Below are 25,683 nucleotides of genomic sequence, written 5' to 3'. Positions count from 1 at the left end.
TGAAAATAAGCTCAACTAGCTCCAAAACAGGACATAAAAGACATCACTCAATAAGTGAGGTGGTTATGGTTGCTTCTTATCAGGGAGAATACATGACTCCCGAAGCTTATCTAGACTGGGAGGAAAAGCAAGAACTCAACTATGAATACATCGACGGCGAAGTCTATGCTATGACTGGGGGAACTATTCCCCACGGAACCATTGCTCTGAATCTTGCGACTGCCTTAAAAAGCCATCTACGGGGAGGTTCGTGTCGTCCTTTTATCTTTAGTGTCAAAGTGGGTGTATCAGAAAAAGGACCTTTTCACTACCCGGATGTCATGGTAACCTGCGATCAACGAGACAGCAATCGGCTCAAAGTCATTTATCATCCCTGTCTGATTGCGGAAGTACTCTCTCCCTCCACTGAAGCCTTTGACCGAGGTCGCAAATTTGCTAACTATCGCCGCATCAAAACCTTACAAGAATACCTTTTGATTGATACTCAACAGATCACTATCGAGTGCTTCCGGCGCAATCCACAAGGGAAATGGGAACTCAATCCCTACACAGAAGGAGACGAAATTCACTTGACCAGCATTGATTTTAGTTGTCCCATCTCCTTAATTTATGAGGATGTTACTGTATAGTAGTGAGTGCTTAAGGGCTGATTTTTTAGATAAACGTACTACCAAACCTCAATAATTTGCTCAAACTGGATTAATTAGTAATAATGTTTAGATCCACAATCAGGATTTACAATACTAGCCAACTCCGGGTAAATGATCTATTACCAATCACTAATATCTAAAAATTAATATCTAATATGTAATATCTCAGACTATCATGCTATCATAGCTATTACCTAATACCTAATACCTACTTCTGTGAGAAAGGCATTGAATGTCTCTTGATCAGGCAAAGAGGGCTGAGCCCCAGCCTTAGTAACAGCAAGCGCCCCAGCTGCAGCTCCCCATACTACCGCTTGCCGCAAGGGTAACCCTTTGGCTATTGCCACAGCCATTGCACCATTAAACGCATCTCCAGCCGCCACAGTATCCACAGCATCAACAGAAAAAGCAGGGACGAAGAACGATTCAGAACCAGTGGCACAGAAAACCCCCTGCTCTCCTAAGGTCACAATCACCGTATCCACACTTCGTTGCAACAGTACTTCCGATGCGTTCTTGGCTGACTCTATGGTATCCACAGGAAAATCCACTAGTACAGAGGCTTCCAACTGATTCGGTGTCATAATATTCACCATGCCATACAGTTCCTCTGGCAACTCCTGAGCTGGTGCTGGGTCAAGAATCACTGGACAACCCACTTTCTGAGCTGCCGCTGCTGCTAAGAGCACCACGGACATGGGAATCTCCAACTGCATCAATAAAACAGCGGCTTCTGGCAACAAACTACTGAGGCGTTCCACATCAGTTTCATTAACATGCCCATTAGCACCAGCCAAGAAAATAATGGTATTCTCCCCAGCCTGATCCACGGAAATCACTGCAATCCCAGAACTGACCCCCTCCTCAACCAAAACGCTATCAGTGTCAACACCCGTTACCCCTAGACTGTGGTGTAGCTGAGTTCCAAAATCATCACTACCGATGCGGGCCACCATTTTAGTGGGGATACCCAACCGTGCCACCGCCACAGCTTGATTAGCCCCTTTCCCACCAGGAGCAGTAAAAAATTCATGGCCTTGTAGTGTTTCACCTGGAACTGGTAACCGGGGAGTTTTGGCTACCAAATCCATATTGATACTACCGAAAACAATAACTGGTTTCATAGTTAACAGAATTACAACTTAGCAAGTTGAAAGTTGAAAAGAGTTACAAGGCAAGCAAGTTGAACGTTGAACGTTGAACGTTTTAACCTTCAACATTATAACCTGACCACCTTCAAGATTAATGGTAACAACAACCATAATTGGTTTCCTATTTAATTTAATAGAGTTACCTTAAACAGAGTTACAATTTGTTGAGTAAGGTTAAAATTGAACGTTTTAAACTTAAAAATGACAACCTTTAACCTGAAAAACTGACAAGTTTAAAACCTGCCAACCTCCCCTAATCTAATCCAAATTGCGAACAACATTATAACCTTTCAACCTTAAAATAATGCATTTATAAATCTGGTTTATATGGTTTCAATTCAAGGAGCTTTATCAACTGCTCAATATCGAAATATTCATTCATCATCTGTTGCATACACTCCACCTTAATTGCTTCATGGAGATGTACTTGACCAAAAGAATTGTCAATAATCTCAACAGTAGTGAGGGTGTCTAAATCAACGGAAAGTACTGGAATTTCAAACTCTTCAGCACGTCTGAGAATAACTGATTGAGGCTGAACTTGACCGGTAAGGATTAAACAGTGGGTTGAGGTTTCTAGAGCAGCCATCTGAAGGTCTGGGCGATCGCCTCCGGTCACCACCGCCATATTAACGCCCTTGCGTAGATACTTCAGAGCAGCATTGACATTCATCGCCCCAATGGTCAAGTTTTCCACCATCAAATCCAAACGGTCAGGGCAGCATAGCACATTAGCTTGCAACTGACGTACCAGTTCCCGAACACTAACACTGCGCAACAGATTATTTCTAGGCATCATTCCCAATACTGGGATTCCTTGCCGTTCCAGAAACGGTTTCAATGTTGTTTTTACCCTTGATAGCTTGTTTTGGGGAATATCATTAATTAAAACTCCCAGTAAGCTTTCTCCCAGACGTTGCTTAGCAAATAACAACGCATCTGCTAGTAAAACCGAGTGAAAACGAGCCACCAACAAGACAGCAGCATCAATTGTCTGAGCAACTTTTGGTAATGATAAGTTAAACAGAGTCCCCGCACTCAAGGTTCCTGCTCCTTCCACCAAAATTACATCACTACTTAGTGGTTGGAGATAGTCTTGAAGAGACTGACGGTAATCTGTTGAGTCTTGTCCTCCCAAGCGTTTTTCAATGGTTTGAGCATCCATAAACAGCAAAGGCGATCGCACCATGTTCTCCGGCAACTTAAGTATCTCAGTGATAAACTGGACATCTTCCTCTATCGTTGACCCTTGATTGCTACTCAAAAAGGTACCCAGTGGTTTACAGTAGGCAATCGTTATCCCTTTTGCTTGCAGTTGATCGGCAATTCCCAGGATCGTTGCTGACTTACCGCTGTAAGCTTCTGTTGACCCAATTAGTAAATACTTAGCGGATTTTGCCACCCCTTATTTACACTCCTATAACTAGAAAACTGGTTGTTTATTCATCAATGCGTAGCAGTTTGCGGTAGAATGCCTTGGAAAAATCCGTTATGCGCGATCGCTTAAAGTTCATAATCACTTCGATTAAGTAATTCACAAACTCAGAATTTTGCATAGTAAGTTCGTAACTGAGATCCGCGTTACCATCAAACTGTAATCGGCAACGAGTTAATTCCGAAGGAAGATTAGATACAAACCAAGTAGCAACGAAGGGAATACTATCACCACCTTCTATGTGGCGACGACCTTCCAAAGACCCTTGTTGGTAGAGGCTAATTGCTATAGGTAAAAGATTCCGTTTATTACCCTGGTAGTAGGGCACATAAATCCCGACAGCTCCTTTGTCGGCAGGCTTAAGTTTTTCGATCGACATGGCTGAATATCACTCAATTGCCGTTGATGGTATTGATGTAACTATTCCTATGGGACAATCTCCGTGATGGAAAACCCATCACGATCAGATGATCAGTCCAGGAAAATAAATATTCTAATACATTACATTGAACTTTCCTATAGGTTAAGCTTATCCCCACAGTTTATAATAGGGGCTTATGTGTTTATAATTAATTGTTAGCTGATAAAAGTTGATTGAGTCTCTAGTCTAGCCTCAACTGGGATTAGCCTTGCAACCTACTGGATAAACCGATTTATACGTAGTAGAACGCTTACCAAACCAACTGTAACGATTATCCCGAATCTGCTCGTAAACCTGATCGCCTACCGACTTCACCCCAGGCATTGCCCGATAAGCGGATACAAAGATATTACCCAATGGCAATAGACGCCCAATCTCTTCAGCGGCATCACTTCCTTGCCATCGGCAATCATCAGAAGAAGCATCGATCAAAATCATACCCATCTCACACTCGAGAGGTGTTACCTGTAATTTGCCGCAAGCTTCTTTATCCTGCATCGGTATGTAATCAAATAGCTTGCCCTGATCCAGATTTTCTAGTAGCTGTACCAGAGTGACACAAAGATTACAATCGCCATCGTAAATAACGTGATATCCCATTCAGCTTCTTTCCTAAATCCTAGTTTATCTGCCCCAAAGTAGCTTATAACCGTATTTAGGACTACTACAGTAGTCCTAAACATTGCGGCTAGTGCCCTGTCAAGTTTGAATTTAAGCTTTCACCAAGCGGTGCGACCCGAAGGCGCGACCAAAGGCCGGGTTCCCCGACCATTGGAAAACGCACAAATAGCGAATTTAATTCGACAACTGTAAGCGCACCGGGCAGGATTTAGGCATGATAGCACGCTTGGATGAAGGGCGCGATCGCACGCTTGGATCAGGTATGAAGACTTTTGAGCTAACACCGTGCCACCTAACATCGTCCCACCATTACCCTCAAAACTAAATTGACAGACTACTAGCTCATAAACATAAATTTTACATTTTGCCAACACAATTACCCACATCAGTATTTGACACTGTAACTAGCTTCCTCAGGTTTTTCGGCAAAATGCAGTAGGGGGAAGTAAACGGTCAAGTTATCTCGGGCAGCGGTGCGACCTGTGGCAAATTAAATTCGACGACTGTAAGCGCACCGGGACGGAATTGCTGGTTTCGGTCGCATAAAAGACAAAATTGAGGCTGATAACTAAATTGAACAGATTATCACAACCATAAACCTAACCTCCCTCACCTATAGTCAGGAGGTCTGATGCAATGATAATACGATGGCGGCAGTTATTGGTTAGAATAGCGATTTGGCTAGCAGCTGAGATCATCCTCAACTTTCTGGGGCTGGACAATCTAGCTGACTACAGCGAGTTCATATACGAGCAGGAGGTTGCCCTATTAAGTCAATACACGCTTCCAGCCATTGAGAGGCTGCCCCATTCCTAGTACACCTTGGTAGATATTTGTAGCCAGTTCCTTTGAAAATGAAGGGATCAGGGGGTGAGGGGGTGAGGGAGTGATCAGCTGTGAGGCATCTACATCTAATTTATAGATCTATATATTTAATTTTATTTTATATATTGAATCGGCAAGGGGGCAGGGAACCAGAGCAGCAGGGCATAGGGTTAATCAGTTTTTCGAGCTTACTCAAAGCTATACAATTTAAATCCGCGACAGCTTAGAACTATATTGATTTTGTGCTTAATAAATCAATATATCATAATGTCTAAGTCCTATTCAACTAATGCCTATTCAAATTACAGGCTTTCCGGCACCCCCATGCCCTTATCCCCCCATCCGTTACATCTGTTAACCCATCCGTTGCCCCATCTCCTGATCACCCTACTGAAATAGGCAAATTAGAGGGTCAGCAGCTTACCGGAATGGCTTAAGCGGGGAGATTTTACCCTTTCTAACTAGCAGCAGTGTCTTCCGCTACATTTCTTTGAGCTATCTTGGATAAGAATTGTAAAAGAACACTTAGCTAGATGCAAAACGACAAAAATTATTTCGGTCAACAAGCTTGACACATGAAACCCCGCATCATTATCTGTGGCTTGGGTCGCACTGGATACAAAATATTCCGCTTACTGAAGCAGCAGGGAGTAGCTGTTGTTGGCATCAGCAACAGAATAATGCCTGGTGACGAAAACAATATTATTATTGGAGACTTGCGGGCTATTTCTACCCTACTTGCAGCTGGACTCGAACATGCCCAAACCCTGGTTCTGGCCTGTAATGACGATGCTCTCAATCTGGCAATCCTGACTCAGGCACGAGTGATTAATCCCCGGATTCGGATCGTTAACCGATTGTTTAATACCAGCCTGGGTACTCGTTTAGATCAGACCCTACCCGATCATGTCAGCATGAGTGTTTCTTCTCTAGCAGCACCGGTATTTGCCTTCGCAGCAATGGGGAATCGAGCCATTGGGCAACTCAAGCTATACAATCAAACCTGGCCGATACACGAAGAAATTATCACCGAAAGCCACCCTTGGATGGGAACACAGTTGAGTGACCTGTGGGATGAGCGATCACGAATGTTGATCTACTACCTACCGATGGACTCGAACTTAGATTTAGTTTCCGCAGTAGCTCAGGGCAAACAGTTACAACCTGGCGATCGCTTAATTATTGGTACTCAGCCTCGGTTTCGTCCTAAACGCCAATCCTGGCTACAGAAACTGCTGAAAGTCTTCACAAACTTACAACAGTTTCAGCATCATGCTCAACCAATGTTAGTAGTGACCCTTTTCCTACTCCTGATAATTTTTACGGCCACATTGACTTATGTGTGTGTCAACTTAGAAACCTCTATTGTTGATGCTCTATATTTTTCTGTGGGTATGATTACCGGTGCTGGTGGTCAAGAAGAAGTAGCAGAAAAGTCCCCGGACACTATTAAGGTATTTACTGCTGTGATGATGTTAGTAGGGGCTGGTGTGATTGGCATTTGCTATGCTCTACTAAACGATTTTGTTTTAGGTACCCGACTCAAACAGTTTTGGGATGCGGCGAGAGTTCCCTACAGAAATCACTATGTTGTATGTGGACTGGGAAATGTAGGAGTCCAAATCCTCTACCAACTTCATGCCCAAGGCCATGAATTGGTGGTGATTGAAAGTAACCCCAACAATCGTTTCCTGAACATTGTTCGTTCTCTAGGTATTGCAGTCATTCACGGAGATGCCAGTTTACCTGCTACACTCACAGCAGCACACATCCAACGAGCAGAAGCCCTTTTAGCAGTTACGAGTGATGATACAGCCAATTTAGAAATTGCTCTAAGTGCCAAAAGTCTAGCTTCTAAATTGTCAGTGGTTGTCCGCAATCAAGACCCCCACTTTTCCCACATGGTACAGCAAGTATTTGAATTTGAAGCAGTATTCTCTCCCACAGAATTAGCCACTCCTTCTTTTGCAGCTGCAGCATTAGGTGGACAAGTGTTAGGCAATGGTATGATTGGTGATACGCTTTGGGTTGCCTTAGCCACTAAGATTACCACCGATCATCCCTTCTGTGGACGCCGTGTTAAAGATGCTGCCAGATCCGCTGACTTTGTGCCACTGTATCTTGAAACGAAGTATCAAACGATTCATGGCTGGGATTTATTGGAAATTAACCTAGCCGCTGGTGATCTTTTGTATCTAACTATGCCAGCAGTTGGTTTAGAGCAATTGTGGCGCACAACACCGCCTCAAATGATGGTGATGTGAGTTAAAAATGGAAGCCATGGGATCTAAATCGAAGCCATGGGATCTAATCTGGAAATTATCGACGATGAAGGATGAATGATAAAACCCTAGCTATAGTCTAAGGTTGATCATTCATCACTCATTATCCATGATTACTCGTGCAGGATTAGGGTAGCTAGAAAATACCGACTAGGACAATGGAAGTGATTAAGAAACCAGCCAATATCAGAAGCATACCAGGTAAGTTTAACCAATGTTTAACTTCCTCTGATTCTTGAGGCCACTCTTTTTGCTGCAGTTGCATTTGCCGAATCACATCGGAAATTGCTTCAGCATCCTTCACATGGTGTAGTGCCTTGGTTTCACCATCAGGGTATTTCACGACAAAGTAAGTGGGAACTTTGATGTGATCCCCTGTAATATCAATCGTATCCACAGCAACCTGCTTCGCTTTTTCCTCAATAGTTTGGGGTTCAGTGGCAATCCTATCCCCTGGGTTAGCTGTTAACTTAACTCCCATTCCCATTGGTGATGCGTAGCTGACCATAGAAACCTCCAGATAGGTCAAAGTCTTTTATCTGGATTTTATTTTACGTAACTTGGAAAACAATTATTCAGCTTAAGAGCGATATTTTATTTATATTATCAATACTTTATATTTTTTAGTAATTTAGTTAAGATTGCAGCGGTTTCCTGTAATCAAATGTAATCTAACAAATGTAATCTAGCAATTTTTTCTTGAAAATCGCCCTGAGTCGGATCGTTCCTGAATCCTGAGTAAAACCTGTTACTGTTCACGAATCCGATCCCATTGCTATAGATTAATAATTAATTTTTTGTTAATTTCCTTAACCCTTAAATTCACCTAGCTTATAGCCCAAAAAGGAACTTACTACTCTAAGTTACTAGTTGTGTATAAATGTTATAAATTGTGTTCAAAAAGATAAAATATAAATAGTGATAGATAACTATGTAAAAAAAATGTAAATAAATGATTATTTTGGCTATCCGATGTTAAATTAAGGCGGCAACGATATAGCAATCGAATAAGAGAGCATCTATGGAACTGATTCAACTGTTAACCGAAAACCTGGGAGTGCAAGAGAATCAAGCCCAAGGCGGAGCTGGACTTATTTTCCAACTGGCCAAGGACAAGCTGGGAGATGAGAGTTTTGCCCCAGTACTGCAATCTATTCCAGGAATAAATGATTTGCTCCAAGCAGCACCAAAAAGTGGTGGCATGATGGGAGCCTTGGGAGGATTAGCGGCATCAATGGGTGGTGGCGTTGGACAATTAGGCACTCTAGCTACCCTGGCAGCAGGTTTTTCTCAACTAGGCATGGATAGTGGGATGATTTCCAAATTTCTACCGATAGTCCTCTCTTTCGTTCAAAACCAAGGTGGGGACGAGATCAAAAACCTTTTGGCAAAAGTGTTGAGCTAGAGCGATTGATTGGATGGCTGATATGTGATGGTAATGAGGGATCAACCCAAGACTTGGGTATGTTTTCCCAAAGTCAGGTCATCAAAGAGACATCTCCATAAACTCGGTTTTGACCCAGGCAGTGCAAGGGTTTGAGGTTAATTTTTGGAGATGTCTAAGGGATGAGGGAGAATGTTTTAGGTGGTCACTTAATTTCATCCTTGATGCTTCATCCTTGATGCTTCATCCAGACAAGACACTGGTTCAGCTGATCTTGCATAGTCTGAGCATAAGTATGATACCGGCGTCCATGTCCTGGTAATACCCACTCGAACAAGTAGTTGGTTAACCTCTCCATTGACTTGATTAATTCCTTCCAGGAGTAGAAGCAGTAGCGACGAAAGGCAATCAGTTGCTGAAGTTGATCAGACCAAGCAAGATGGTCACCCGTGAAGAGAAATTTGTTATTGTACAGTAGAACCGTGTGACCTTTGGTGTGACCAGGAACGGGGATAATCAACAGATCCTTGTCTAAGGGATAAGGCTTAGAAGTAGTGAGCTGAATTTCCACATCACGGGTATCAGTGGTAATGTCATCTCTATGCAAAATGCGTTCGCACTGGAAATGCTGTCTGTACTTGTGATGATCTGCCACATCATCCCGATGGGTCAGGAACATGTAACGAATCCCACCCATTGCCTCTAGACGTTTGACTAGTGGTGGTGTAAAGCAAGGAGAATCGATTAAAATATTGCCTTGGGGGCGTTGGATAAGGTAGCTAGCAGCACCGTAGGAGTTTTCTGAATGGTAGCCGCAATGGTAGACATTTTCTGCTACTGGGATGGGGAAACTATGCTGAGCGTCTTTAATGTCTTTAGGTTTCTCAACAGTACCAATAGAAGAGGTGGGACAAGATAATAGGGCTTGAAGAGCTCTCAAGCGTTCTGTATCATTAGCAGGTTGATGATAAACTGCAGACTGGTGATCAGCACGATGAAACACTTCCGGAGTCATCCAACGGCAGGCATCACAATCAATACAGCTGCTATCCACTTGACACTCCCCGGCCTTTAGGCGCGGGGATTCCTAGATCAACGAGCCGCCTTAAACCATGGAGTTCTCATCTTTGACGCCGCCAAAAACAAGACAATACTCAACCGAGAATCCGTTAAGACTAAATTCCTAGTTAATTCACCATAGACCCAGAGGGCAGTTCTCCTTAGGCGTTTAACTACTCTTTGGAAGTGCCTTAAAAAGTCTGTTTCTCTTCCTTTCGTTTGGTTCCGGTGTGCCCCACCGTACCGTTTTTTTTTCAAAGTGTGATTCTTCTGGGTTCACACACCAACTGTTAATTGATGATTGGGTTTTTAAGGAGGAGATTCCCTACCCTCCGGGCATTACTACTTTAAGGTCGATAAGTTACGGGTCTCTCTCCCGGCTCAGCCTACGGTTTTTCAGCCTGTACCCTATATTTTAATTATAACCTGGCGCTAGATAAGCGTCAACTTAAAAGCCGTCCTAGAAGGACGGGGCGCGATTACCCATTTTTTTGGTAAAAGTCACCAGTGATATTTTGAGCGCGGCGTTGGTTGAGATGAGCCATAACTGTCTAACTCTCGTTCGTCATAGGGATTGCGCTTGCTACCAGGGGATATAGCTAATTCAATTGTAGCTAAAGCGCGATTAACCAAAGCGCATTTTTAACCCAACTATGTTTTAACCCAACTTATGTAGGACAATAAGGCAATACCCGAACCTCTTAGCATCTCGTGACTAAATTTCTGTTTGTAACTGACCTTGACAATACTCTAGTAGGGGATGATGAGGCTCTGCTTAAACTGAACCCTCTGCTAAGTCAGCATCGCCAAGAACATGGTACAAGAATCGTTTATGCTACAGGGCGATCCCATAGTTCCTACCACCAGCTGAAAGCCGAGAAGCCACTTCTTGATCCAGATGCTCTGATCACCTCTGTGGGTACAGAAATTTATGATAATGATGGCCAAGATACACCCAATCCAGACTGGTCGTCCAAGTTATCTGAAGGCTGGGATCGGGAAATGATTGTGGAAACGGCTGCCCAATATCCTGACTTAATTCCTCAAGTAGAATCAGAACAACGTCCCTTTAAAGTCAGCTATCACCTGACGGAAGAAGCAGCTTTGAGGGTGCTACCTCAACTGGAATCTCAGCTTCAAGGAAGGGGTCTTAATTTCAAGTTGATCTATAGTGGTGGGAAAGACTTAGACATTCTACCCAGCAATAGCGATAAAGGTCTAGCGGTAGAATTTTTACGGCAACAGTGGGGAATTGAGCCGGAACGGACAGTGGTTTGTGGCGACTCAGGAAATGACATTGCCTTATTTAGCGTTGGCTTTTCCCGAGGAATTATAGTGGGTAACGCCCGACCAGAACTTCGCAAGTGGTACGAAAACAACTCAGCAGATTACCATTACCTGGCTCAAGCTCACTGTGCAGGTGGTATAATAGAAGGTTTAAGTTATTTTAGCTTTTTTGTCAGTAATGATCGCCAATAAATAAGAAATAGTTAATAGTTAAAAGTTGCAGGTTAATCGAGTTACAACTTGCAGGTTAGTAGGTTGCAGGTTAATCGAGTTAAAAGTTGCAGGTTGGTAGGTTGCAGGTTAATCGAGTTACAAGTTGCAGGTTAATCGAGTTACAAGTTGTAGGTTAATCGAGTTACAAGTTGTAGGTTAATCGAGTTACAAGTTGTAGGTTAATCGAGTTACAAGTTGTAGGTTAATCGAGTTACAAGTTGTAGGTTGGTAAGTTGCAAGTTATGCTCTCAACTATCCTTCACTATTTTCGTGGTGGAGTACAACCTTAAACCAAGCTTGGCCTTTCGGCCACGCTACGCGAACAACATTCAACTTTCAACTTTCAACATTCAACTTTCAACTTTCAACTTTCAACTTTCAACTTTCAACCTTAAAGCTTAAACCAACCTTAAACCAACCTTAAATCTTCAACCTTCAACTAATGATCAGCTATCTCAAGGGGACAGTAGCTAGCATTCAAAAAAGCACTGGTAATCGGGTCACTCTGATTTTAGATGTCAACTACATTGGCTATGAAATACAAATTACTCGCCGTTTGTCCCAGGAGTTGCCCGTAGCTTTATCGGAAAAAACCGTGCAAATCTTCACCCATTTGCAAATCCGGGAGGAGCAACAGGTGCTATACGGTTTTGCCTCAGCCGCTGAGCGGGATTTGTTTCGTCAATTAGTTAGTGTCAACGGTATTGGTGCTCAATTAGCGATCGCACTACTGGACACCTTGGGATTGCCAAATTTAGTCCAAGCGATTGTTACAGGTAATATTCGTGCCTTATCCAAAACCCCTGGTGTGGGTAGCAAAACTGCTGAACGCATTGCTCTAGAACTGAAAACAAAGTTGGCTCAATGGCATAAGGTATCGGAGGTAGAGTCCCCACTATCTGCTAATGGACTCTCACCAGGGATTCAGGAAGATGTGGAGATGACCCTGTTAGCTTTGGGATATGAAAATGATGAAATCGCTCAAGCACTCCATGCTATTAGTGAGGATACTCAGGTCGCTAAAAGTAAGAATGCGGAAGATTGGATTCGAGAAGCGATCGCTTGGTTGAGTCGCTGATGATATTCCTGATCGTACCCATAAATATAGCGTTTCTAAATATAGCGGTTCCACGAGTGAGCTACATCTGGATCAGCGCTACTAGGGGGAGAGTGGCAATAGGGGGAGGAGATTGAAGAAATTTGGGTTTACCTCATCCCACAACAGAACCGCTATAATCTGACTGAAACCTGAAACCTGCAACCTGCAACCTCCAACCTGCAACCTGCAACCTGCAACCTCCAACCTCCAACCTCCAACCTCCAACCTAATAAATTACCCTTCGAGCACGAAATCCTTGAAGAGTCTGGGGCAAAAACGAACAACCTAGGGTTTTAGATTGTGGTAGATCGCAATCATGACAATCGCCAGTAGAAGCTTTTACTCGTCTAGGAAACTTGACATGGAAGGTAGACCCCTTACCCAGCTTACTCTCTACCGTAATCGTTCCTTGCATCAACTTGACTAAAGATTCTGTAATGGCCAGTCCTAAGCCGGTACCCGAGTACTTGCGAGTTGTAGTTTGATCAATTTGTTGGAACTCCTCAAAAATATGCTCTAAGTCATTCTCGGCAATTCCAATTCCCGTATCCCTAACAGTGAGCATCAGCCAGTCGGTGGAAATTTCCTTGACTACCACCTCTACCCTGCCCATTTCGGTAAACTTAATCCCATTGGAAACCAGATTGACCAAAATCTGCCGCAGGCGGAGGCTATCATTGATTACGATCGGATTTTTTAAATTGGTTTGGATATACAACCCTAAGTCCTTCTGAGCGGCTAGACAACGGAATTCATTGATGGTTTCTTTGATCAACCTGTCCAAATGCAAACTTTCCAAGGTTAACTCCAGACAAACTGCCTCAATTTTGGACAGGTCAATCATATCCTTAATCAGAGTCAGTAGATGTTGAGCATTATTGACAATGCGCTCCATTATATCTGCTTGTTGGTGAGTCAAGGAGCCCTGACGCTGACGCAATAGAAGCTGGGAAAAGCCAATAATGGCATTCATGGGAGTTCGTAACTCATGGGATATCGTAGAAACAAACTGGGATTTCAACCGTGCTGCTTCCAACAATTGCAGGTTCTGTAGCTTGAGGGATGCATCTCTCCTTTCCAGTTCCCGATTCTGGCGAGCCAGCATACTGTTCTGACACTCTAAACGTGCTTCTTGCTCCTCTAAGGCTTTAATCATGCGAGCATTATCAATTGCGATCGCAGCTTGTTCATTAATCATGCGAGCATTATCAATTGCGATCGCAGCTTGTTCACCCACTGCTGCTAGCAGATTCCGACCTGATTGGTCTAATGCCTCTGGGTCTTCCCAATTGCCAATAGCTAGTACTCCCAAGGGTCCTGCTTGCACAGACTCAATCGCCACAGCGTAAATAGCTGTAGGTACTTCCTCTTCCGGATGCCGCGAATCCCAACCCTTGCGCTGAATTAACTCAGATGTTCCAGTTAAAAAGACTTGAGAGAGTAACCCTTGCTCAAGGGGCAAGATGTCTTCCCACTGGAACTTTTGTGTATCAATTCCCTCAATAACCCTTAAGACTTCAGAGTTACCAAGAGAATTATTGAGAATGATGAAACAAAATTCAACCCCAGCAATCGCTTTAACTACCTCCGATACCATCTCTTGCAACAGATTTGGAAGGTTAGTCAGCCGTTGATTGAGGAGATTAGTCAACTGGTGTAGGGTTCTCAATTGCTTTTGCTGTTCATTGAGAATGGTAATTACCTGCCTGAGATCATCACTCGCCTGGTTTGCCTCTCGGTATAACCGCGCATTTTCAGTGGCTAGGGCAGCGCGACTAGCTAAATCCTCAGCCAACTTGACATCGATCTCATTGTAGCGGCGACCTGAATCACTCCTGACAAACCAAATTGAGCCCAAGATTTGTGAACCCATTCGTAAAGGTACACAAATGTAACACTTAATTTTCAGTGCCTGTAACATTCTGAGATGGTCAGGATCATCAGCAGCAGCACTTAGGAATTGATCAGAAACCTCAAAATAGGCATCCGTACAACCTGTACGTAAAACCTTGCCGTTGCCATAGTCTTCATCCCCCTGGGCAGGGTAGCAACGGTGCAGTTCCCAAATCAACTGCTCTTGCTCTGGGTTAACATGGGCAACGGCAAGGCGCTGGTAAGACTGGGGAGTATCATAGCTATCAACTCCCGATACCACATCAATAGCACACCAATCAGCAAAGCGAGGGATTACCAGCTGCACTAGGTTGTCCAATGTAGTCTGGTAATCGAGGGAAGCTGAAAGTACAGCAGAAGCCTCCGCCAGAAATCGCTGGGATTCTTCTGCTCGCTTCTGCTCAGTAATATCAGTAATTACACCAGACATCCGGAATGGTACTCCTTGATCATTCAACTGGGCTTTGCCACGAGCAGTACAGTAGCGATCTTCTCCAAAAGCACAGGGTAGGTTAAATTCTACATCCAGTTCAAGGTAATCTTGTTGGTAACTAGCCACCGCCTTAGTAACTTTGAGTAGATCTGAGCAATTTAGTAAATTAAATAACACATCAGGGGAAAAGTTATGGTGGTACTTCCCTATCTGTTCAGGCGACAAGCCAGTAAGTTCATAGAAGCGGTCATTACAATACAGTTGTTTAGTGATCAGGTTCCAGTCCCAGATCCCGTCATTGGAACCTTCTAGCACCAAGCGGTAGCGTTCTTCGCTTTCTTTGAGCCGCTGATGAGCTACAGCTGCTTCCCGTTCTGCGCGGTAGAGGCGAACTGCATTAGAGAGGCTACGTAAGAGATTTTCTGATGAGATTTGGCTTTTGGTCAGATAGTCCGATGCTCCAGATTTCATCAGCTCAACCGCAATTTGCTCATTAATTTGCTCGTTCCCTTGGTCACTCAACACAATCACAGGGACTTCAATGCCAGCATCACGGATTTCTTTAACCAGAGTCAATCCGTCCCCATCCGGTAAGTGATAGTCCAATAGAATGCAGTCCAAACTCGGTTGGGTAAGGCTAGAGTTAGCGCAGCGTGATGCGATGATCGACCTAGCGCTTTTGCTGTCAACTGCAACAGCTATTTTTACGGGTATACCCCCTCTGTTAAGAGCTTTAATTATGGCTTTGCAGTTAACTTGATCATCCTCTACGATCAGTAGTCTGATAATCTCGTCCATGATTTAGCGGTTGAGCTTTTGTCATTGGTTATGGGCTAATAGACCTCTTGCAAAAGTTTTTCGTGGTATAATCAGTAGTTTGGGAATTTTCGAGTTAGCGATCGCTTAAGACTAACAAACTTACTTTGTACTTTGTTTGTGTATAAGCCTAGTACACACAATCTACATAATTTTTACCAAAACTATTATTCTAACTCAAAATATTTTTGCAAGAGGTGTAATGATTAGTGGATAGTGGGTAGTAGCAGTTCTTGACTGACAACCGACACCTGAGGAGGCTAATGAATTATATTGAGCATACTCTATTGGTTCAGTTTAGGTATCGCCCCAATTTAGTCAACCTTACGGACTTGACAATCTCTCCACATCGCTGATTGTAGGCTTCTACCTTACCTCGGTACTAGTCAGAGAGCTTCAGTAAAAATACCAATCTGACTAGGTAGAGGAAATCCCATGGTTGTGTAGTATCACCGAAACATTTGCCAAATTGATGAGTAGGCATGAGTATACTTGTCGAAAAACTCCCTTGATTAGTAATCTCACCCATCTAGGGAATCAACCAATCGGATTGGCCGTTGGCCAAGCTACGCGAACGCAATCAACCCATGCTAATTTTCCAGTGGTATTTCCTGAGAAACAAACTCCCTGAGATAGATTTTTTAGGGGGTTTTACCCCCTATTATATCCTGCTGTTGGCTCAGGAAGGGTGGGACGATCAGCAGATGAGCAGAAAGAGTAGGATTTATCGGAATTGGTCATTTCGTGCTGGTGAGGCTACCTTAGTTACTCAATAAGCCCATCCCATGTCAATCCTGTTGAGAATCTCCTCTAACTGTTGGAATGGAAAATCGTGCCAACCCCTCTGACAAGTACTTTTGGCACGACTCACCCCTTATACTCATAAATAAATTGTAAAGATTATAATAAGTAACTACCCCCTGTAATTTCTCAATAACTTTATATGTGATACTGTAATAGCTTTTGACAAATGCTTTCATTCCAGCTAACTTTAAGTGATTGTTGCCAAAATCTGGTCTTTTGGAAACTCTATCCCAAAGTCATAAATATCTACAACTACCAATAGGTGGAGATCATGATGATTTTTACCAAAACTTTACAAATTTACTCTAAAAATCAATAAACTATAAATCTCACCCCCCTAGACGTTAATGATGGGTAAAATTCGTGTGGCTCTCATTGAAGACCATGATCTGACTCGGATGGGTCTGCGAACAGCCCTCCAACAAAACGGTGAAATTGAATTGGTGGGCGAAGCGGCCAATGCTGCTGAAGGACTAAAGTTACTCGCGGAATCTAGACCAGATATCGGGATTGTCGATATTGGTCTTCCTGACATGGATGGAACTGAATTAACTAGACAATTCAAAGAGTTTCAAGCTAAACAGGATGATTCTAAACAGGATGATTTCCCCACCAAGATTATGGTACTGACCTTGCAGGATGATGAAGAAGCGGTACTAGCTGCTTTCGCCGCTGGAGCTGACTCTTACTGCATGAAAAATATAACTTTTGATCAATTGGTAGAAGCTCTGAAAGTGACCTATGAAGGTAATGCTTGGATTGATCCAGCCATTGCCAGGATTGTACTTGAGCAGATCAAACCAAGCCAAGAAACTCAGCCTACTGAAGCTAGTGAAACGAGAGCTATCCATGCTGCTCCCAATGAATACAATCAAATGATTGAAGCTTATCCTTTAACGGAAAGGGAATTAGAGGTTTTGCGGTTGATTGTAGAAGGTTGCAGCAATGCTCTGATTGCCGAAAGGTTATATATCACTGTGGGAACTGTCAAAACTCATGTCCGAAATATCTTGAATAAACTCTGTGCGGATGACCGTACCCAAGCAGCTGTCCGTGCCCTCCGGTCTGGCTTAGTTATTTAACGATGATACCATAGAGTAACCTTTTACAATTAAACGGCTGTTCGCGTAGCGTGGCCTTTTGGCCAAGGTTGAAGGTTGAAGGTTAGTTGGTTGAAGGTTAGTTGGTTGAAGGTTAGTTGGTTGAAGGTTAGTTGGTTGAAGGTTAGATGGTTGAAGGTTAGATGGTTGAAGGTTAGTTGGTTGAAGGTTAGTTGGTTGAAGGTTAGTTGGTTGAAGGTTAAAGATTGAAGGTTAGATGGTTGAAGGTTAGATGGTTGAAGGTTAGTTGGTTGAAGGTTAGTTGGTTGAAGGTTAGTTGGTTGAAGGTTAGTTGGTTGTTCGCCTTTGGCGTCCGAAGTAGGGTAGGTTGAAAATTAGAGCCTTAACAACTGAAAGCCGGATGTATAATTGGGAACCTGTAACTGGCAACTTGTAACCTTCAACCTGTAACCTTCAACCTGTAACTGCCAACCTATAACCTTCAACCTGTAACCTGTAACCTGTAACCTGTAACCTGTAACCTGTAACCTGTAACCTGTAACCTGTAACCCAAATCACTATCAAGGTCTACCTTGCTCCCATCTAGCGATCGCTTCTTGGGCAGCCTCATAGTAAGGGGTATCTTGTGGGACTAATTTTGCTGTGTTAATCGCGGAGAGAAACTTGCCTCGCGAGGCACGGGACTTAGCAATCCGATAAATCTTATCGCTAGCTTGAGCAATTAACGCTTGTGCTGTGGCATACTTCGGTTGACCCGGTGGAATCTTACGGAGGGTTGCGATCGCACGATTATAACTAGATGCTTGATTGCGTTGGACTTGTTTGATGGCTGTTTGGATAATCTGTTGATTCTGCGACTTCTGTTGGGAGAGAATCTGCCACTGTTTAATGGCATCCTGAGCCAAAGGATAAACAGAAGGGTTATCTTTAGGAACTAGTTGGGCAGCTGCGATCGCTCCTTCAAAATCACTTTTTTTTGCCCGTTTGTTGGCTAGAGCCAGAATTGACTGACTCCAACCAGTGATATATTGTTGTGTCTGCTCATAAAGAGGATCCCCAGGTTTCACCTGACGGGCAATTGCGATCGCATCGCTATACACAGATGCCTGCTTCGGTTCAACTAACTGTCTTGCCTCGTCCAAAGCTGCTTGATTCGCCTTAATCCCACTCGGTTCCCGGGATTTCTGTGGTTTAGTTTCCAGGGATTTACTCTTGGAATTTGGCAAGGGAGCTGGAGTTGCCTGGGATGTTGACCCTGCAGGTAATGTTACTGGGGAATTCCTGACCTTGGTAGTTTCTGGTAATGTGGTAGTTAATGTGGTCGTCTGTGTGTTTTTAATCATCTGTTGACTAATTAAGCCTTCCTGGTTACGGACAACAGTTAGGCTTACTAGTCCTAACAACAAAGCTATACCACTACCCCAAAACAACCATTCTCGCCATGACGATAACTCTTCTGTATCAGTTTGAGGCTGGCTGTCTGAATAAGAAACTAAAGCTACTGAGTTAGATGACTCCTGGTTTGAGCTGTCAGTGTTAGTGGGTAAAGACCGATTCGGGTTTTGCTTTACCACCGATAAAGGTTTTTTCGTAAATTCACTCTCAAGGTGCGCTTTCCAATGGCCGGGGAACCCGGCCTTGGGTCGCACCTCAAGATTATTCCCATCTTCAGAAAGAACTACCTCGGTAGCTTCTGAGTCAGTGCTTGGGTTAGCCCATTGATTTTCTGGTGGTGAGCTTGCCCCTTCAGGCCAAATTTGTTGTTGTCGATACTCCTGTAAAGGAATCACCGTCAGAGGAATCTGAACTGGTCGCCAATGGTGTTGGCTCAACTCCGGTAGCCGCTCCTTGAGATACTCGTCAAGATTCTCAAGGGTAATGTCAGTATGATAGTAACCCAGTGCTTCTAGAAGTGCTGAGGTGAATAAGCCATTCCCTAGAGCCGCAGCTTCGTGAGAAAACTGGTTGAGTTGACTAGAAAGTACCAGGGAAATATCCATTTTGTAGGCTAATTCCACTGTTTCAGCACCAACCGGTTCACCAGATGGCATTCCCGGTGAGCGGTTTATGTCTAACAATACCAGGATTTTATTGCCCCCCATAGTCTTGAGAGAGGAAAACAGGCATTCTATTGGTATACCTGTTCCTGGAATGTCATCTGGGTTGCCATCAATCGGCATGAGGTAGTCAACTTTATCCCAACTGACCCCGCAGCCACTGAACAAGAACCAACGCCAACTTTCTGGAGAACCTGGACTCTGGCGAATCCTGTCGAGACATCTTAAAATATTTTCTCGGTTGGGGTAGGTTAAAAAATCATCAATCGGTGGTGAATTATCAGTTAATAACAGAAACTCATTGGGTTGCAGATGAGCTTGGTCTACAAAAAACCCTTGTAGTCTTTGAGCGTCTGCTTGACCATAGTTCAGAGGTTGTAAGAACTGATAGCGGTTGATGCCAATTGCTATACCAGCGTAATTTGCCATTTACCCCATACCCTAGCGGCTGAAACTAGTATATTTTATGCCTAATATATATGCCTAATTTTATTACTATTGCTGTAGTTTCCCCTTACACTTAAATTCTAATTCAACCTTGTTTAGCTTAAGCTAACAGCTTAAATTTATTAATTAATTAATCTAACACCATCGAAGATAGTCCACCTCTAAAGGCTCTCGAACTAGGCTTTCCAACTAATTTATGTCAATCTAGCTTCTGTCAAGATTTTCCTTCATTATAAGAGTTAACCTTTTTTGGCCTAATCAGAGGATATAATAGTATGCTGTCCAAAGTAATCCGGCTATTGGTGTTACCCGGCTTAGTAGGGGTTAGTTGGTTGACTACAGTTGCCATTGTTCCCCAAAGCGCCGAAGCCAAGACAGCTCGTATTAATGTTACCCTGAATCGTGAGCCTGACGAAACTTACCAAGGCTTTATGCGCCGTGCTGAAGTAGTTGCTAGAGCAGCAGCTCAACGGAGCTTCGATAGTGACATATTGACTACAAAGGTAGCGATTACTATTCTAGGGCAAAATCAAGGAGAAATTGCCCCAGTCTTGTTGTTAAAAGTCAGCCGTCCATCCTGGAAAAGACGACCGGATGCCAAGTATTGGGCAACTTACTTTCCCAATACCCAGTTCCTACTGCGAGTTGAGGAACCTGATTTTTCTGCTCAAACTCAGCCACAGTCACTGGAACCAGCTTCCCCAAGTCCTCAGGCACCGCCAGCAAACAACCAGGCTCCTGAGTCATCATCACCTGACAACCAGGCTCCTGAGTCATCATCACCTGACAACCAGATAGAAGACCGAGATACAAGACAATGAAATAAGATAGAAAAGCTGTCTAACAATTTAAATAATTTACACTTATGGCTGTTCCTAAGAAGAAAACCTCAAAATCCAAACGGGATAAACGTAAAGCTAACTGGAAGCGCAAAGCGCATCTGGAAGCACAAAAAGCCCTCTCTCTCGGTAAAGCAGTCCTGAGTGGGCGTTCTAGCTTTGTTTATCCAACAACGGAAGAAGAAGACGAAGACTAGGTTTACTCCTCCCCACCGGGCTTCGGACGGCGTATCGCTGATTTTTACCATGGTTCCGGTGGGTTACGTATCACTTAGAAGGCGTTATACGGCTTGCTGCTCTAAAACCTAGATCCGACTTTCGGGTCTCCAAGCTACTGATCTGCCTTAATAAATCGGAAGCTAATACTGAAGCTAGGCGTGAGAGTCTTGACTGATCAAGGAGTACTGTCTTCTCACCGGCGTTAATAAATTTTAAAAATTTTCTAGCCTCATTATCAGTATCCTGGTCTTTATATACCAGGGAAAGTCCAACCCTCAACCCCTACCGGAAAACTATCTGAGGTTCCCATAGGTTGCTGGGGATTGAACTGGCATATCTAAAATTAATTTCTGTTCGTTAACTGTTGGTGGTTAACAATTAACAGAAACTGATTAGTTGGGCTGTGGTAATTAGATGTATCACAGCTTAATACCATTGAGTTAAGTTTCAAGTCAATGCCAGACAATTTACCAAACATTTTGAAGGGTCAATTGTTAAGTTTGGTAACTAAATTTGGTAACTCAATGATCAGTAACCAAGGATAATTTAGCTAATACCGCGATTGATTGTTTTGAAATCGTCTATACTGAAAATAGTAGGGAAAACAAATTAAGAGCTAACCGCCACCTACGTGCTTTAAAATCGAACTTTTCTGTATTGTTCCGGTGCGGAGGGGCATCCCGTATCGTTAATAAAGCTTGCCGAGTATCCGAACCGATAGGTGGAGTTGGCAAGAAGCCCACACTGACTCGTTGAGTTCAGTGTGGGAGTATGTCACTAACTCCAGCAATAATTGCCCAATGATAAGAAAAATTTTAATATCTGTAGCTGGTCGGGGACTGTGTGAAGAAATGTTCAACATGTTGGCCGAAATCCCTGCCATACAACAGGCATCGGTCACAGTTCTACATGTCGTGCGTCCTCAAGTCACAGCTGAAGCCATGTCAGCTAAGTTAGAAGAGGGGGGTAAGATTTTAGCAGATGCGGTCAAGTCGTTAAAAGTTGACCCCAGCAAAATCACTCCCAGACTCAAACAGGGAGACCCTAAAAATATCGTTACCCAAGTGGCAGACGAAGAGGAAACCGACCTGATTATTATGGGTTCGAGAGGACTAACTCGCCTAGAAGCGATTTTGGAAAACTCCGTTAGCCAATATGTGTTCCAATTGTCCTCCCGCCCGATGTTGTTGGTCAAAGACGATGTCTACGTCAAACAAATCAGACGGGTTATGGTCGCAATGGATAAATCTGATGCTGCTCAAAATTCCTTCGAGTTGGCTCTATCTCTAGTGCGAGACATGAAGAATGCTCAACTATATCTAGCTCGTGTCATCCCCGAAGCCAAACCTGATCAACTGATGAGCAATGCTGAAGCAGACCCAGTGCTTGCAGAAGCAGCAGCAAAAGCCAAAAGGCAAGGTGTTTCTTACCGTTGTGTTCTAAGTGGCGGTAAACCCGGACCAGGAATCTGCCAGTTAGCAGAGGACAAGAACATCGACTTGCTGATTCTCGGTTCTCCTGACCGTCGTCCTTCTATCGCCAAGAGTTTAGTAGATTTAGATCGATTACTGGGTAATTCTTTATCAGACTACGTCAGAGTCAAAGCCAATTGCCCAGTGTTGTTATCACGCACAACTACTTGAAGCAGTCAGTTATTAGCCATTAGCCATTAGTCATTTGTCATGTAAGCATTCAGCCGTCAGCTATCAGCTATCAGCTATTAGCGAGTAGGCGCTTTAACTGCACGGAGTCGGATGAGTAAACGAGCAGGGATTTTCAACCAGCCATACTAGTTCGTAAGCTTGTTTACTACCGCCCGTTGATTAGTTAATTAGCTGACGGCTGACGGCTGATAGCTGAATGCTTACTTTGTCATTAGTATTGCCAGTAAACCTCTTGTTGCTTACAAGTTGCTTAAAAAGGGTTTATGATCAAGGCTTAATGAGAAAAAGTTAATGACTAACTATTTAAACTTCCACGTACTTTAGCTTCCATGCACTTTAGTCGTGGGAGATATACTCGTAAATCCGGTAACCATCACTTACAATCCCGCCTAGTTTAGTGGCGGGAAAAGTTAAATTAACCGTTGTTTAATTCTAATTAATTAAACAACCTTATACAAAAAATACCTTAGACTTTTATCCTGGGAAGAATCCCACCCTGACCTTTAGCTAAGGAGCAATGCTTGCGCTTTTGGTACAGGCGTGGGGATTATCACCAGATCAGCTAACTAGTTTCCTGAGCCTTCACGGCTCGCGGTTTGGATATAAAGAATTAGCAGGAAAACCGCCGGAACCAGCACAAACAGGATGCTGGCAACAAACCCTAGATCGTTAACTTGCATGATTATTAGTTCCTCTAAATCGTTTTTAACCCACCAGCTATAGGATACCATTAACACGGCTGGTAGAAATAGAAGATAGAAATCGAAGCCTGGCAGGAGGAAATCCGGCTAATGGTAGATAAGCGCGTTGATAATACTGGTGAGATACAGTCAATTATCTTAGCTCTACTCCCTACTCCCTACTCCCTACTCCCTGGCCTTTGGGCCACGCTACGCGAACAAACCCAGGACGAAAGCACCTCATCCAATTGATAAATCCTACAAACCCTATGTACACCTCTATATAACGAGCGGTATTCAGCTGACAATCCCTCGCCAGCTAGCCCTTAAAATCCCTTGGTAGGTTAGATGGCAGCAGATGGGGATTTGCTCTTAAGGGTTGGTTTAGTTTTCACACTCACCGGTCCATTCACCAAGACTTGACAGGCTAATCGGTAAGTATCTGGCTTTTTCTTGAGTTTCCGATTTTCCACCTCAGTTCTAGGGGATAGATTTTCTATGCCTGCCACAATTTCCACAATACAGGTCCCACATTGACCATAACCGCCACAATTCACCAGCTTGCCCCGAAACGTGTAGAGATCTATGCGATTTTGCAGCATTTTCTCCCGTAAGTTCGCTCCATTGGCAGCAATGACTTCTTGGTCTTCCTTGACAAATTTGATATTAGCCATGATTTGTCCCAAGTCTGATCTTATTTTCTGATAGTATTACTATTTTATTAAGGAATGTTAAAAAAATAAGCATCCCTGGTTAATGGTTCATGGCTAAGTTAGCCATAAACCGTTAACCATAAACCATAGGAGTTACTCTGTCAATTTAGTTTTGAGAGTTAGGGCAAGGTTAATGGTATTAGATGTTAGGGGTTAGTTTTTAACGCCTAATACCTAGTGCCTAATACCTAGTGCCTAATACCTAGTGCCTAATACCTAGTGCCTAATACCTGGGGTCTAATTAGGACAAGTCTAGTTTACCCCTTCATTCAATTTTGATGGAATACTAGGGAATATCGCTAACTTTACTATCTGGTAAATTACTCACTGCCCGTTGCAGGTTGGCCAGAGCGCGGTTGTAGCCCAGAATTGCAGTAAGTTGGTTAATCCTAGCCCGGGTAAGAGCCGTTTGCTGGTTAATTACGTCGGTTTGGGTACCAACCCCTGCCTGAAATCGTAACCGAGCTAGCCGGAGACTCTCTTGTGCTACTTCTAGGGCAAAGGATGCCGTTTCAATACTCTCTTCATTGGAGTTTAATTGAGAATAAGCTTGTTCGATCTCAAAGCGTATTTGATCCCGTTGGTTAGCAAAACTGCTTTCAGCTAAGGCAACATCAATATCTTCCTGCCTAGCTCTGGCCATCGCTGCTCCGCCATCAAAGAAATTCCACTGGAATTGTGCCCCTACCGAGTAACCATCACCAAAACCCAACGTATCATTTAAGCTATCAGCTAGGTCGATTTGACCAAACACACTCAACTGGGGCCTTACTGGAGCCAGAGCAATGGTGCGCTGTTCCTTGTTGATCTTTCGTTGGACCAGTTGCTGTTCTAACTCAGATCGGTTTTTATAAGACAGGATCAGGCTCTGTTCTAGAGATAAATCCCAACTTCCAGCAATTTCGATGGGATCTGCTGCAGTAATTTCTGCGGATTGAGATAAGTTTAATAACTCCGCCAGCTGACGTCGAGCAATACGTTGGTCACTCAGAGCGTTGGTCAACCCTTGAGAGTCATTGGCTAGCTCAACCTGTTGTTGCAAAACCTCAAATCGGGTTCCTAAACCAGCTTGTTCCAGTAACTCCGTATCCCGTAGAATCTGAGCGGACTCGGTGACTGCCGCTTGGGAAATCTCAACTCGAGCATCAGCTTCTTGTAAATTGTAATAGGCAAGGGTGACCTGAAGTCGGATCTCTTCAGAGAGGCGTTCTACCTCTAGCTGTTGCAACTTTAGCTGTTCCTCAGCTACCCGGACTTGTGCTGGTCGTTGCCCACCAGTGTATAGGTTATATTCTAACCGTAGGGCTGCAGTGAAACTTCCTGACGGCTCATTGATTGGAAGTAATCCTTGCTGAGCCCTTAGTTCGTCTGTTACCTGGCCTGATGCACTATCGGCATAGTTAATGGCTGCACTTGTTGACAAACTGGGATACCAAGCGGTTAAGGCTTCTTGGAGAACAAACTGATTACGTTCCAAGGTCAGTTGCGCTTGCTGTAATTCCTGATTATTACGCTTTGCCAGTTCTATGGTTTGTTGCAGGGTAATGGGCTGTGTGATATCTATCTGGACTTCCTGGCTTTGGGTAGGAAATGATAAAGGATTGGGATCAGGATCAAGAAACTCTGGCGC

At 43.6% G+C, this 25,683-nt stretch carries 24 protein-coding genes; 12 read left to right on the top strand and 12 right to left on the bottom strand.

The window, feature by feature from the left end:
• The first annotated feature begins 65 nt into the window (after positions 1-65).
• Entirely contained in the window at positions 66-629 is a 564-nt protein-coding gene (locus tag LYNGBM3L_RS32920; RefSeq protein WP_008191638.1) for a Uma2 family endonuclease, read from the top strand.
• A 215-nt stretch (positions 630-844) separates the two neighbouring features.
• On the opposite strand, the gene rbsK is transcribed toward LYNGBM3L_RS32920, so the two are convergent.
• From rbsK to LYNGBM3L_RS32900, 4 genes are all read right to left on the bottom strand, one after another.
• A complete protein-coding gene (gene rbsK / locus LYNGBM3L_RS32915; RefSeq protein WP_008191635.1) occupies positions 845-1,774 on the bottom strand; it encodes a ribokinase in 930 nt (309 codons plus the stop codon).
• Between the two features lie 337 nt (positions 1,775-2,111).
• A complete protein-coding gene (locus LYNGBM3L_RS32910) occupies positions 2,112-3,203 on the bottom strand; it encodes a phosphotransacetylase family protein (protein WP_008191633.1) in 1,092 nt (363 codons plus the stop codon).
• A 37-nt stretch (positions 3,204-3,240) separates the two neighbouring features.
• On the bottom strand, positions 3,241-3,615 hold the full coding sequence (ebsA, locus tag LYNGBM3L_RS32905; RefSeq protein ID WP_008191631.1) for a type IV pilus biogenesis protein EbsA: 375 nt from the start codon (positions 3,613-3,615) through the stop codon (positions 3,241-3,243).
• Between the two features lie 234 nt (positions 3,616-3,849).
• A complete protein-coding gene (locus tag LYNGBM3L_RS32900; RefSeq protein WP_008191629.1) occupies positions 3,850-4,257 on the bottom strand; it encodes a thiol-disulfide oxidoreductase DCC family protein in 408 nt (135 codons plus the stop codon).
• A 1,421-nt stretch (positions 4,258-5,678) separates the two neighbouring features.
• Here LYNGBM3L_RS32900 and LYNGBM3L_RS32890 point away from each other — a divergent pair.
• Positions 5,679-7,367: a potassium channel family protein gene (locus tag LYNGBM3L_RS32890; protein WP_008191625.1), complete on the top strand. Its 1,689-nt coding sequence runs from the start codon at positions 5,679-5,681 to the stop codon at positions 7,365-7,367.
• Between the two features lie 154 nt (positions 7,368-7,521).
• Here the strand turns inward: LYNGBM3L_RS32890 and LYNGBM3L_RS50055 are convergent, their stop codons facing one another.
• The gene (locus LYNGBM3L_RS50055) at positions 7,522-7,914 is read right to left on the bottom strand and encodes a hypothetical protein (protein ID WP_353736720.1); all 393 of its coding nucleotides are present in this window, start codon (positions 7,912-7,914) and stop codon (positions 7,522-7,524) included.
• A gap of 492 nt (positions 7,915-8,406) precedes the next feature.
• Between LYNGBM3L_RS50055 and LYNGBM3L_RS32880 the strand changes: the two genes are divergently transcribed.
• Positions 8,407-8,790, top strand: coding sequence for a DUF2780 domain-containing protein (locus LYNGBM3L_RS32880; protein ID WP_008191623.1), 384 nt, complete (start codon positions 8,407-8,409; stop codon positions 8,788-8,790).
• A 208-nt stretch (positions 8,791-8,998) separates the two neighbouring features.
• Here LYNGBM3L_RS32880 and LYNGBM3L_RS32875 read toward each other — a convergent pair whose 3' ends face one another.
• The gene (locus LYNGBM3L_RS32875) at positions 8,999-9,823 is read right to left on the bottom strand and encodes an MBL fold metallo-hydrolase (protein ID WP_044495806.1); all 825 of its coding nucleotides are present in this window, start codon (positions 9,821-9,823) and stop codon (positions 8,999-9,001) included.
• Between the two features lie 38 nt (positions 9,824-9,861).
• Positions 9,862-10,086 carry a hypothetical protein gene (locus tag LYNGBM3L_RS42385; protein ID WP_131827029.1) on the bottom strand — a complete coding sequence of 75 codons (225 nt, stop codon included), beginning with the start codon at positions 10,084-10,086 and terminating at the stop codon, positions 9,862-9,864.
• Between the two features lie 453 nt (positions 10,087-10,539).
• Between LYNGBM3L_RS42385 and LYNGBM3L_RS32870 the strand changes: the two genes are divergently transcribed.
• Positions 10,540-11,307 (top strand): sucrose-phosphate phosphatase, encoded by a 768-nt coding sequence (locus tag LYNGBM3L_RS32870; protein WP_008191619.1) that lies wholly within the window; start codon positions 10,540-10,542, stop codon positions 11,305-11,307.
• Positions 11,308-11,770: 463 nt separating this feature from the next.
• Positions 11,771-12,406, top strand: coding sequence for a Holliday junction branch migration protein RuvA (ruvA, locus tag LYNGBM3L_RS32865; protein WP_008191617.1), 636 nt, complete (start codon positions 11,771-11,773; stop codon positions 12,404-12,406).
• A gap of 247 nt (positions 12,407-12,653) precedes the next feature.
• On the opposite strand, the gene LYNGBM3L_RS32860 is transcribed toward ruvA, so the two are convergent.
• Positions 12,654-15,551 (bottom strand): hybrid sensor histidine kinase/response regulator, encoded by a 2,898-nt coding sequence (locus LYNGBM3L_RS32860; RefSeq protein WP_008191615.1) that lies wholly within the window; start codon positions 15,549-15,551, stop codon positions 12,654-12,656.
• Between the two features lie 575 nt (positions 15,552-16,126).
• Here LYNGBM3L_RS32860 and LYNGBM3L_RS32855 point away from each other — a divergent pair.
• The 3 genes from LYNGBM3L_RS32855 (at position 16,127) to LYNGBM3L_RS44800 (ending at position 17,683) form a co-directional block, all read left to right on the top strand.
• Positions 16,127-16,345: a hypothetical protein gene (locus tag LYNGBM3L_RS32855; protein ID WP_008191613.1), complete on the top strand. Its 219-nt coding sequence runs from the start codon at positions 16,127-16,129 to the stop codon at positions 16,343-16,345.
• Between the two features lie 378 nt (positions 16,346-16,723).
• Positions 16,724-17,455, top strand: coding sequence for a response regulator transcription factor (locus LYNGBM3L_RS32850; RefSeq protein ID WP_008191611.1), 732 nt, complete (start codon positions 16,724-16,726; stop codon positions 17,453-17,455).
• A gap of 75 nt (positions 17,456-17,530) precedes the next feature.
• Positions 17,531-17,683 carry a hypothetical protein gene (locus LYNGBM3L_RS44800; protein ID WP_008191609.1) on the top strand — a complete coding sequence of 51 codons (153 nt, stop codon included), beginning with the start codon at positions 17,531-17,533 and terminating at the stop codon, positions 17,681-17,683.
• 311 nt (positions 17,684-17,994) lie between these two features.
• On the opposite strand, the gene LYNGBM3L_RS32845 is transcribed toward LYNGBM3L_RS44800, so the two are convergent.
• Positions 17,995-19,920 carry a caspase family protein gene (locus tag LYNGBM3L_RS32845; RefSeq protein WP_008191607.1) on the bottom strand — a complete coding sequence of 642 codons (1,926 nt, stop codon included), beginning with the start codon at positions 19,918-19,920 and terminating at the stop codon, positions 17,995-17,997.
• 293 nt (positions 19,921-20,213) lie between these two features.
• On the opposite strand from LYNGBM3L_RS32845, the gene LYNGBM3L_RS32840 reads away from it, so the two are divergent.
• The 3 genes from LYNGBM3L_RS32840 (at position 20,214) to LYNGBM3L_RS32830 (ending at position 22,639) form a co-directional block, all read left to right on the top strand.
• Positions 20,214-20,759 carry a hypothetical protein gene (locus LYNGBM3L_RS32840; protein WP_008191605.1) on the top strand — a complete coding sequence of 182 codons (546 nt, stop codon included), beginning with the start codon at positions 20,214-20,216 and terminating at the stop codon, positions 20,757-20,759.
• 44 nt (positions 20,760-20,803) lie between these two features.
• Positions 20,804-20,974 (top strand): 50S ribosomal protein L32, encoded by a 171-nt coding sequence (rpmF, locus tag LYNGBM3L_RS32835; RefSeq protein WP_008191603.1) that lies wholly within the window; start codon positions 20,804-20,806, stop codon positions 20,972-20,974.
• An 822-nt stretch (positions 20,975-21,796) separates the two neighbouring features.
• Positions 21,797-22,639, top strand: coding sequence for a universal stress protein (locus LYNGBM3L_RS32830; RefSeq protein WP_008191600.1), 843 nt, complete (start codon positions 21,797-21,799; stop codon positions 22,637-22,639).
• Positions 22,640-23,226: 587 nt separating this feature from the next.
• Here LYNGBM3L_RS32830 and psbM read toward each other — a convergent pair.
• On the bottom strand, positions 23,227-23,340 hold the full coding sequence (psbM, locus tag LYNGBM3L_RS32825; protein ID WP_044495836.1) for a photosystem II reaction center protein PsbM: 114 nt from the start codon (positions 23,338-23,340) through the stop codon (positions 23,227-23,229).
• 111 nt (positions 23,341-23,451) lie between these two features.
• On the opposite strand from psbM, the gene LYNGBM3L_RS44795 reads away from it, so the two are divergent.
• Entirely contained in the window at positions 23,452-23,592 is a 141-nt protein-coding gene (locus tag LYNGBM3L_RS44795; RefSeq protein WP_154659991.1) for a hypothetical protein, read from the top strand.
• A gap of 92 nt (positions 23,593-23,684) precedes the next feature.
• Here the strand turns inward: LYNGBM3L_RS44795 and LYNGBM3L_RS32820 are convergent, their stop codons facing one another.
• Both LYNGBM3L_RS32820 and LYNGBM3L_RS35185 read right to left on the bottom strand, forming a co-directional pair.
• Positions 23,685-24,014: a 2Fe-2S iron-sulfur cluster-binding protein gene (locus LYNGBM3L_RS32820; RefSeq protein WP_008191595.1), complete on the bottom strand. Its 330-nt coding sequence runs from the start codon at positions 24,012-24,014 to the stop codon at positions 23,685-23,687.
• A 325-nt stretch (positions 24,015-24,339) separates the two neighbouring features.
• Positions 24,340-25,683, bottom strand: a 1,344-nt coding sequence (locus LYNGBM3L_RS35185) for a TolC family protein (protein ID WP_044495834.1), incomplete at its 5' end; no start/stop codon positions are given.

It is taken from the genome of Moorena producens 3L, from assembly GCF_000211815.1.
Classification (GTDB): domain Bacteria; phylum Cyanobacteriota; class Cyanobacteriia; order Cyanobacteriales; family Coleofasciculaceae; genus Moorena; species Moorena producens.
The sequence above is the reverse complement of the archived record's forward strand: the minus strand, read 5'-3'. Positions and strand labels throughout refer to the sequence as shown.

Bases quoted from the DNA above. Each gene is read 5' to 3' on its own strand.
- ebsA (WP_008191631.1), bottom strand. From the start codon at position 3,615: ATGTCGATCGAAAAACTTAAGCCTGCCGACAAAGGAGCTGTCGGGATT.
- LYNGBM3L_RS32890 (WP_008191625.1), top strand. From the start codon at position 5,679: ATGAAACCCCGCATCATTATCTGTGGCTTGGGTCGCACTGGATACAAA.
- LYNGBM3L_RS32880 (WP_008191623.1), top strand. From the start codon at position 8,407: ATGGAACTGATTCAACTGTTAACCGAAAACCTGGGAGTGCAAGAGAAT.
- ruvA (WP_008191617.1), top strand. From the start codon at position 11,771: ATGATCAGCTATCTCAAGGGGACAGTAGCTAGCATTCAAAAAAGCACT.
- LYNGBM3L_RS44795 (WP_154659991.1), top strand. From the start codon at position 23,452: ATGGTAGATAAGCGCGTTGATAATACTGGTGAGATACAGTCAATTATC.
- LYNGBM3L_RS32860 (WP_008191615.1), bottom strand. From the start codon at position 15,551: ATGGACGAGATTATCAGACTACTGATCGTAGAGGATGATCAAGTTAAC.
- LYNGBM3L_RS32845 (WP_008191607.1), bottom strand. From the start codon at position 19,920: ATGGCAAATTACGCTGGTATAGCAATTGGCATCAACCGCTATCAGTTC.
- rbsK (WP_008191635.1), bottom strand. From the start codon at position 1,774: ATGAAACCAGTTATTGTTTTCGGTAGTATCAATATGGATTTGGTAGCC.
- LYNGBM3L_RS32840 (WP_008191605.1), top strand. From the start codon at position 20,214: ATGCTGTCCAAAGTAATCCGGCTATTGGTGTTACCCGGCTTAGTAGGG.
- LYNGBM3L_RS32920 (WP_008191638.1), top strand. From the start codon at position 66: ATGGTTGCTTCTTATCAGGGAGAATACATGACTCCCGAAGCTTATCTA.
- LYNGBM3L_RS32830 (WP_008191600.1), top strand. From the start codon at position 21,797: ATGATAAGAAAAATTTTAATATCTGTAGCTGGTCGGGGACTGTGTGAA.
- rpmF (WP_008191603.1), top strand. From the start codon at position 20,804: ATGGCTGTTCCTAAGAAGAAAACCTCAAAATCCAAACGGGATAAACGT.
- LYNGBM3L_RS32820 (WP_008191595.1), bottom strand. From the start codon at position 24,014: ATGGCTAATATCAAATTTGTCAAGGAAGACCAAGAAGTCATTGCTGCC.
- LYNGBM3L_RS32850 (WP_008191611.1), top strand. From the start codon at position 16,724: ATGGGTAAAATTCGTGTGGCTCTCATTGAAGACCATGATCTGACTCGG.
- psbM (WP_044495836.1), bottom strand. From the start codon at position 23,340: ATGCAAGTTAACGATCTAGGGTTTGTTGCCAGCATCCTGTTTGTGCTG.
- LYNGBM3L_RS32900 (WP_008191629.1), bottom strand. From the start codon at position 4,257: ATGGGATATCACGTTATTTACGATGGCGATTGTAATCTTTGTGTCACT.